Genomic DNA, 7,471 nt, shown 5'->3' with positions numbered 1-7,471 from the left:
GCTTGACGCGCTGGCCCTGGACGAGGCCGGCAGGCAGCGGATCATCCGCGAGACCAAGCTGGCCTACCTGCTCAACACCGAGGGCCCGGAGGGCAGCCGCCGGGGCGAGGATCCGCGCCGGGCCGCGCCCCGCCGCCTCGGGCGGGGCGTTCTCAGCCGATCGACCGGTGCACGTTCTCGGAGGTCGAGGCGCCGGGGGTGGCGGCGGCGATCCACGGGCCGTCGATGGAGGCGTCGAGGATGCCCTCCTCCAGGAAGGTGTAGCGGCCCTTCAGGAGCTGGCGCGCCAGCCGTACGTCCCGGGCGTCGCTGTTGTCCCACAGCTGGTCGAACAGCGCGTCCGCGCGGAGCCGGGCCTGGTGGCAGAAGGTGTCGGCGATCTCGGCGGGCTTGCGCCCGAGCTCGGCGGTCTCCTCGCGGGCGCGGACACACGTCGCGGTGATCGCGAAAAGCTCGGCGCCGATGTCGACGATCCGGCCGAGGAAGCCCTGCTTGTGTTCGAGCCTCCCCTGCCAGCGGGACATGCCGTAGAAGGTGGAGCGGGCGAGCTTGCGGCTGGTCCGCTCCACGTAGCGCAGGTGCCGGGCCAGCGCGCCGAACTGCGCGTAGGATCCCGGCCGGTTGCCCGACCCGGCGACCAGCGTCGGCAGCCAGCGCGCGTAGAAGCCGCCCGCCCGCATCGCGGCGCGGGCCTTGGCCCTGCTGTCCAGCGACGGGTCGATGAGCTCGCCGGCCGCCGTCAGGTGCGCGTCGACCGCCTCGCGGGCGATCAGCAGCTGCATGATCTCGGTGGAGCCCTCGAAGATCCGGTTGATCCGCATGTCCCGCAGCACCTGCTCGGCCGGGACCCCGCGCTCGCCCCGGGCGGCCAGCGACTCCGCCGTCTCGTAGCCGCGCCCGCCGCGGATCTGGACCAGCTCGTCGGCCACCTTCCACGCCATCTCCGAGGCGTACAGCTTGGCGAGCGCGGCCTCGATCCTGATGTCGGTGCTCTCCTCGTCGGCCATCCGGCACGACAGCTCCATCACCGCTTCGAGGGCGTAGGCCGTGGCGGCGATGAAGGCGATCTTCCGCGCGACCGCCTCGTGCTCCCCGATCCGGCGCCCCCACTGCACCCGCTCGCCGCCCCACTCCCTCGCGATCTTCACCGCCCACTTGGCGTTGCCCGCGCAGACGGCCGGGAGCGAGAGCCTGCCGGTGTTGAGCGTGGTCAGCGCGATCTTCAGGCCCTGGCCCTCACGGCCGATCAGGTTGGCGGCCGGGACGCGGACCCGGTGGAACCTGGTCAGGCCGTTCTCGATGCCGCGCAGACCCATGAACGCGTTGCGCCGCTCGACGGTGATCCCCGGGGTGTCCGCCTCGACGACGAACGCGGAGATCTTCGTGCCGGTGCGGGCCATGACCACCAGCAGACCCGCGACGACCCCGTTGGTCGTCCACAGCTTCACGCCGTCCAGCACGTAGTCGTCGCCCTCGCGCACCGCCGTGGTGGCCAGCCGTGCCGGGTCGGAGCCGACGTCGGGCTCGGTCAGCAGGAAGGCCGACACCTCGCCCCTCGCGCAGCGGGGCAGGAATCTCCGCTTCTGCTCCTCGGTGCCGAACTGCTTCAACGGCTGCGGCACCCCGATCGACTGGTGCGCCGACAGCAGCGTGCTCAGCGCCGGGCAGTATGACCCGACGAGCATCAGCGCTCGGCCGTAGTCGAGATGGCTCAGCCCCAGCCCGCCGTACTCCTCCCCGATGGTCATCCCGAAGGCGCCCAGCTCGGCCAGCCCCTTGACCACCTCGTCCGGCACCTGCGCGGTCCGCTCGATCAGCGCCGGATCGACCCGGGTGTCCAGGAACCGCCGCAGCGCCCGGAGGAACTCCCCGCCCTTGCCGGTCCCGGCCTCGGACAGCGCCGGAGCCGGACGCACCAGGTCGAGGCGGAAGTCTCCCAGGAAGAGCTGCCTGCCGAAGCTGGGGCGGGCCCATTCCTTCTCCCTGGCCTGTTCGGCCACCTCGCGCGCCTTGGTGTAATCGGTCATTGTGACCTCCTCGGGCATAGATCACCTCGACGTTACGCCCGGGGGGCGGCTCCGGGAAAGCAACGACGCGGTAGGAGTCCGATATGCCCACAGGTGCCCTCGCCGAGGGCCGAGGTGCTCCGGTGGCTGACCCGTCGACGTGGGGAGACATCACGTCCGGGACGGTCAGCGAGGGAGGGTCGCGCCTACTTCGGGACGCGGGCCACGCAGAAGACGGTCTGGCCGAAGGGCGGCCGGACGAAGCGCTCGATGAAGCGGGTGGCGGGGACCACGGTGCGGTCGTAGATCTTGACCAGGCGCGGGTCGGGGTAGCCGACGCCGCCGCGGCGGACGGCGGCCCACCACGCGATGCCGCCGAGGAAGTTGATCGGCTTGAGCACGTCGATGTCCAGGCCCGCCTTGGAGACCGTGCTGCGCAGGGTGGCCGGGGTGTAGCGGGTGACGTGGCCGACCTTGCGGTCGAAGTCTCCGTAGAGCTGCATGTAGCCCGGGACCCAGATGACGATCCGCCCGCCGGGGACGGTGACCCTGGCGAGGGAGCGCAGGGCCTCGACGTCCTCCTCGATGTGCTCCAGGACGTTCATCATCACGACGGTGTCGACCTTCTCGCCGATCGGGATGTCGGTCGGCAGGCCGAACTGCAGCACGTCGATGTCGTCGCGGCCGGTGAAGCGCTTGCGCAGCTGCTCCACGCAGTAGGGGTCGAAGTCGCTGACCACCAGCCGGTCCAGCCGCGGCAGGAACGCCTCGGCGAAATGGCCCAGACCGGAGCCGATCTCCAGCATGGAGCGGCCCACGTGCGGGGCGACCATGTCGAGCTCGTACTGCCGGTAGTTCTTGGCCTCGTCCCCACCGAGGTGGTTCTCCAGGGCCTCGTCACCGGCCGCGGGTTGCACTACGCGGTCATACCCAGACATGCGGTTCCGTCCAGATCGCTAACAGAAAGCCGTGGCGCGGGGGCCACGGCTGCGGACAGGCAGAGTCTAGTAGCGCTTCCCTGAGAGCGGCCCCCCAAACGACATCCGGCGGCCTAGCATGGGCCACCCCATGGAAACTACCTTCGTCGGCAGGCACGCAGAGATCGCACAGGTGGTCCGCCTGATGCGGGGGTCCCGGCTGGTCACGCTCACCGGGCTGGGCGGGGTCGGGAAGACGCGGCTGGCGGGCCGGGTGGCGGAGGAGGTCGCGGCGGACTTCCCCGACGGCCTCTGGCTGGTCGACCTGGCCGATCTGACCGACCCCTACCTCCTGGCGGAGACCGTGGCCGGTGGCATGGGCCTGGCCGACCAGCCCGCCCGGCCGCAGGAGGAGGCGCTGGCGGAGTGGCTGGGCTCGCGCAGGTCGCTGCTCGTGCTGGACACCTGCGAGCACCTGGTCGAAGCGGTGGCCTCGCTGGTGGACACGTTGCTGCGCCGCGCACCCAACCTCCGGGTGCTGGCCACCGGCCGCCAGCCGCTCGGCGTGTCGGGCGAGCACATCCACCTCGTCCCGCCGCTCCCGGCCGAGGACGCGGTGGCCCTGCTGCTCGACCGCGCGGGCCCGGCCGCCGGCGCGGACGGCGTGGCGGAGCTCTGCGCGGGGCTCGACGGCATCCCGCTGGCCATCGAGCTGGCGGCCGTACGGCTGCGCGCCATGCCGCCCGCGCTGCTCACCCGGCGGCTGGACGACCGCTACCACCTGCTGACCGGCGGCGGCGGCCCGGTGCGGCACGAGTCGCTGCGCGCGGCGATGGGCTGGAGCCACGAGCTGTGCACCCCGGCCGAGCGGTTGCTGTGGGCTCGGCTGTCGGTGTTCGCCGCCGACTTCGACCTGGAGGCGGCCGAGCGGGTCTGCGCCGGCGGGCCGCTCCCGGCCGGGCTGGTGCTCGAAGCGCTGAGCGGGCTGGTCGACAAGTCGCTCGTGCAGCGGGAGGAACACTCCACCGGCGTACGGCTGCGCATGCTGGACACCGTCCGGGAGTTCGGCGCCGAGTGGCTGCTCCGGCTGGGTGAGACCGGCGCGGTCCAGGGCCGCCACCGCGACCACTACCTCCGGCTGGCCAGGCGGTGCGCCGTCCAGTGGCCCGGCCGGCAGGTGGAGTGGTACGGCCGGATACGGGCCGAGCGGCGCAACCTCCGCAGGGCGTTCGAGCTGTGCCTGGCCGACCCGGAACGGTCCCGGGCGGCGCTGGGCCTGGCCGGGACCCTGTGGTTCCTCTGGATCTGCTGCGGCATGCTGCGTGAGGGCCGCCACTGCCTGGAGACGGCGCTGCGCCGGGACACCGGTCCCAGCCCCGAGCGGATCAGGGCGCTGTGGGTCTGCGCGTGGGTGGCCGCGCTCCAGGGCGACCTCGGCGCCGCGCGGGAACGGCTCGACCGGTGCCGCGCCGAGGACGCCGAAGGGAGCGCCGCCGGTTACGTCGCCCAGGTGGAGGGCCTGATCTCCCTGACGCGGCGCGACCACCTCCGGGCGGTCGAGCTGCTGGAGGAGGCCATGGCCTGGCACATGGCCAAGGGCGAGGTGCTGTCCGGGCTGCTGCCCTGCTACACGCTGACGGCGCTCGGCCTGCTGGCGGCCGGCAGGCCCGAGGAGACCGCGGAGACGCTGTCGGAGGGGCAGGCGCTCTGCGAGGCGCACGGGGAGGAGTGGAGCAGTGCCCAGATGGAATACGTGTCCGCCTGGGCCGAGCACGTCAAGGACAGCGCGTCCGGGGCGCTCCGCCATGCCAGGACGGCGCTCGCCGCGGCGCGGCTCTTCGAGGATCCGCTCCTGAGCGTCGCCTGCGTCGAGATGATCGCCTGGGCGGCGGTGGCGGGGGGAGCCGCGCGCCGGGGAGCCCGGCTGCTGGGCGCGGCCCAGGCCGTCCGGGACTCCTCCGGGCTGGCGCGGTCCGGCTCACCGATCCCCGTCCCGGTCCGGGAGCGGGCCGTGACCCATGCGGTGAAGGTCCTCGGCGGTGGAGAATTCGACACCCTGTTTGCCGAGGGGCAGGGCTTTGACCTGGGCATCGCTGTGAAATATGCGCTGGGGGAGAAGATCTCATAACCGGGGGTGCCGCACCCTGGCGGGCCTTTGGCCGGTTCCGTGGTTGGCTTGCCACCTTACGCGGAGGGGCTGGGGAGCGGTGGCGCAGACGCGGACGCGCCGGGACAACGTCCCGGCGGAGACGAGCAGCCTCGTCGGGCGGCGGGAGGAGCTCGCCGAGATCGCCGTGCTGGTCGGCCGGTCACCGCTGGTGACCCTCACCGGCGGGGCCGGCGTGGGCAAGACGAGACTGGCCGTCAGGACGGCCGACCGGCTGCGCGGCTCCTTCGCCGACGGGGTGTGGGTCGTCGAGCTCTCGGCCCAGCAGAACGGCGACCTGATCGGCCACGACATCGCCGCCGCCCTCGGCCTGCGCGAGCAGTCGGCGCGCCCCCAGCCGGAGGTGCTGGCCGACTTCGTCGCCGGCAAACGGCTGCTGCTGGTCCTGGACACCTGTGACCATCTGACCGACGCCTGCGCGGCGCTGCTGCGCCGGATGCTGCCCGAGGCCCCGCACGCGCGGGTGCTGGCCACCAGCCGCCGGCCGCTGGGCCTGCCCGGGGAGCGGGTCCTGCCGATCGAGCCGCTGGCGGCGCCCGGGGACGCCGGGGCGGACGCGGTCCGGCTGTTCACCGAGCGGGCTCACGCCCTGGTGCCCGGCCTCACCCTCGACCCCGCGGCGGTGGCCCGGGTCTGCCGCCGGCTGGACGGCATCCCGCTGGCCATCGAGCTCGCCGCCCGGCGGCTGCGGACGCTGTCGCTCCAGCAGATCGCCGAACGGCTGGACGACCGCTTCGAGCTGCTCGTCGGGGGGAGCCCCGCCCCACTGAGACGCCACCAGACGCTGCGCACCGCGGTCGGCTGGAGCCACGAGCTCTGCACTGCGCAGGAGCGCCTGCTCTGGGCACGGCTGTCGGTCTTCGCCGGGCCGTTCGACGCCGACGCCGCGCGGGCGGTCTGCGCCGACGAGCGGCTGCCGGTGCTCCCGCTGCCCGGGCTCGTGGACAGGTCGGTCCTGACCGCCGAGGGGTCGCGATACCGGATGCTCGACACGGTCCGCGACTACGGCGGTGAGTGGCTGCGCCGGCTGGGCGAGGAAGACGCCCTGACCCGCCGCCACCGCGACCACTACCTGGCCCAGGCCCGTAAGGCGGAGGCCGAGTGGTCCGGCCCGCACCAGCTCCGCTGGGCCGACTGGGCCCGGCGCGAGCTGCCGAACCTGACGGCCGCCCTCGACCACGACGACGGGTCCGACCTGGTGACCGCGCTCTGGTTCGTCTGGTGCTGTCTGGGACAGGCGCGGCGGGGGCGCCACTACCTGGAGCGGGCGCTCCGGCGGCACACGCGGCCGGATCCGGCGCGGGCCAAGGCCCTGTGGGTGTGCGCCTGGGCCGCGCTCGGCGACGGCGACACGGCGGAGGCCCGCGCCCGGGCCGCCGAGGCGTACGAGACGGCGATCGCCGCAGGCGACCCCGCCGCCGCCGGCCGCGCCCGGCAGATCGCCGCGGCCGCCGCCCTGGCCTGCGGCGATCTCGACGGGGCCGGCCGCCTCGCGGCCGAGGCGGCCGAGCTGTCCGGGCGGGCGGGCCCCGACCACGCCGGGCTCGCCGCCGCCGAGGTGACGCTGGCCATGGTGTCCGTCGTCCGGGGTGAGCCCGACCGGGCCGTGGAGGTGCTGGCGCGGCAGGCGGAGCGGTGCGCCGGACGCGGCGAGCTGTGGGCGCGCGCCCAGGGCGACCACGTGCGCTCGCTCGCCGAGCTGGACCGCGGCGAGCCCGGCGCCGCCGAGGCCCACGCGCGGGCGGCGCTCGAGGTGAAATGGCGATTGGGCGACGCGGTGGGCGGCGCCCTGGCGATGGACCAGCTCGCCGCCGCCGCGGCGGCGGGCGGTGACGGGCGCCGGGCCGCCTGCCTGCTCGGCGCCGCCCGGCGGATGCGGGCGGCCGCGGAGCCGTCCCGCCCCGGCCCGCCGGGGCCGGCGGCCCCTCGCACGCCCGGGAAGGGCCCCGGAGCCCCCCGCACGCGGGGGGAGGACCCGGCGGAGCCGGACGGGCCGGACCCGGCGGCGGCGCACGCCGCGGCCGTTCACGCGCTGGTGTCCCCCGAGGGCGCCGCGGCCTCCCGCGAGCGTACGGAGCGGCGGGCCAGGGCACTCGTCGGCGACGCGGTCTACGACCGCCTGTTCGCCCGGGGGCTGGTCATGGATCCGGGCGTGGCCGTGGCGCGGATCCGGGACACCGGGGGCGACCGGGCCGATGGCCGTACGGCCGCGCACGGCGAGCTCCGCTGACCTCAGGGCCGCCCGGCCGGGCTTCCACACCGTCAGCCGATACATCTCCGGAAAGGAACACGACTCCGACACCTGGCTGGAGCTGTACAGCCGTATCCACGCTCCGCTCAAGGGCGACGGCATCGCCAGCGTGCGCCTGGACCACTTCGGC

Annotated in this window: 5 protein-coding genes; 3 read left to right on the top strand and 2 right to left on the bottom strand. The window is 74.4% G+C overall.

Annotation, left to right across the window (positions count from 1 at the left end):
- Positions 1-152: 152 nt before the first annotated feature.
- Both ACWDS7_RS44770 and ACWDS7_RS44765 read right to left on the bottom strand, forming a co-directional pair.
- Positions 153-2,027, bottom strand: coding sequence for an acyl-CoA dehydrogenase family protein (locus ACWDS7_RS44770; RefSeq protein WP_451934259.1), 1,875 nt, complete (start codon positions 2,025-2,027; stop codon positions 153-155).
- Positions 2,028-2,212: 185 nt separating this feature from the next.
- Positions 2,213-2,923: a class I SAM-dependent methyltransferase gene (locus tag ACWDS7_RS44765; protein WP_306859681.1), complete on the bottom strand. Its 711-nt coding sequence runs from the start codon at positions 2,921-2,923 to the stop codon at positions 2,213-2,215.
- Positions 2,924-3,074: 151 nt separating this feature from the next.
- Between ACWDS7_RS44765 and ACWDS7_RS44760 the strand changes: the two genes are divergently transcribed.
- The 3 genes from ACWDS7_RS44760 to ACWDS7_RS44750 form a co-directional block, all read left to right on the top strand.
- The gene (locus ACWDS7_RS44760) at positions 3,075-5,051 is read left to right on the top strand and encodes an ATP-binding protein (RefSeq protein WP_451934258.1); all 1,977 of its coding nucleotides are present in this window, start codon (positions 3,075-3,077) and stop codon (positions 5,049-5,051) included.
- Positions 5,052-5,130: 79 nt separating this feature from the next.
- Positions 5,131-7,320 (top strand): ATP-binding protein, encoded by a 2,190-nt coding sequence (locus ACWDS7_RS44755; protein ID WP_451934257.1) that lies wholly within the window; start codon positions 5,131-5,133, stop codon positions 7,318-7,320.
- Positions 7,286-7,471, top strand: a 186-nt coding sequence (locus ACWDS7_RS44750; protein ID WP_451934256.1) for a hypothetical protein, incomplete at its 3' end; no start/stop codon positions are given. The genes ACWDS7_RS44755 and ACWDS7_RS44750, both read left to right, overlap by 35 nt.

Source organism: Streptosporangium sp. NPDC003464, assembly GCF_053588315.1.
Note: the sequence above shows the minus strand (reverse complement) of the source record. Positions and strands in the feature narration are given on the sequence as shown.

Coding starts and splice junctions, on each gene's coding strand:
- ACWDS7_RS44770 (WP_451934259.1), bottom strand. CDS start 2,027: ATGACCGATTACACCAAGGCGCGCGAGGTGGCCGAACAGGCCAGGGAG.
- ACWDS7_RS44760 (WP_451934258.1), top strand. CDS start 3,075: ATGGAAACTACCTTCGTCGGCAGGCACGCAGAGATCGCACAGGTGGTC.